This is a genomic window from Bartonella sp. TT29SHDZB, from assembly GCF_042193395.1.
GTDB lineage: Bacteria > Pseudomonadota > Alphaproteobacteria > Rhizobiales > Rhizobiaceae > Bartonella.
In genome coordinates this window covers 1-712 of record NZ_JBHILQ010000133.1, presented here as the reverse complement: position 1 = coordinate 712, position 712 = coordinate 1, and the positions used below count along the sequence as shown (strand labels likewise).

The 712-nt window shown below is 51.3% G+C and carries 1 protein-coding gene; it reads right to left on the bottom strand.

Features of this window, described 5'->3' with window-relative positions; genetic code table 11:
- Positions 1–26 precede the first annotated feature (26 nt).
- Positions 27–509 (bottom strand): hypothetical protein, encoded by a 483-nt coding sequence (locus tag ACFIJJ_RS09980; protein WP_375646843.1) that lies wholly within the window; start codon positions 507–509, stop codon positions 27–29.
- Positions 510–712: the final 203 nt, after the last annotated feature.

Sequence of the window (712 nt, the reverse complement as noted above, 5' to 3'; positions counted from 1 at the left end):
CTATATTTAAATGATACAATGCGAAGTTAAATAATAAACCAGAAACATGATACGTACTCGTTTATATGGGAGCTGAGGAAGATGGTTATCATCTCTTGCTCAAGTTTGTCGAGGCGCGAATGTCCGGGGTATTTTTTCTTCTGCGGAATGAACTCTTGCCGTACTTCCTTGTATTGTTCGTTGCCGCTATAGGCTGTCGGCGAGAATGCAATTGTCTCAGCGGAATACTGCGGGGACGGGCTCTTTGTTGTTTTCCTTTTTTTCGCACGTCTCTTCGAACGTGATATTTTTCGAACGGCGACACCAATGACATCGTCGTCGTCAAAGTCCGAGCTCATCCCACTGAGGACGTCGGCAATCGGCGGGCCCACCTCAGCTGCATCGGGACTTTTACTAGTGGCGTCCGACGCGGGTACTTCATTTGTTAATTTCGTCGGCGCATTCGCGTGTGATCGTCGTTCCATTGCCTGAACCCGACCAACAAGCCGAGGGAACTCTGTTGTCATCATCTGGCACATTTGTTCCAGACGTGCGGTGACATCGTCGCTTTGTAGCGTCGGAGCGGCTGCCACAGTCGAGGGAATAGGTGAACTGAAGAGGGGAGATGGCGACTTGCTGTGTAGAGGGGGGGAATTCCTCCTCCGTGGACTAATGTCTGCGCGCATTGGGGTGGTACTCGGGGATCCGCAAACAGTGCGGCCAGTGAAGATTG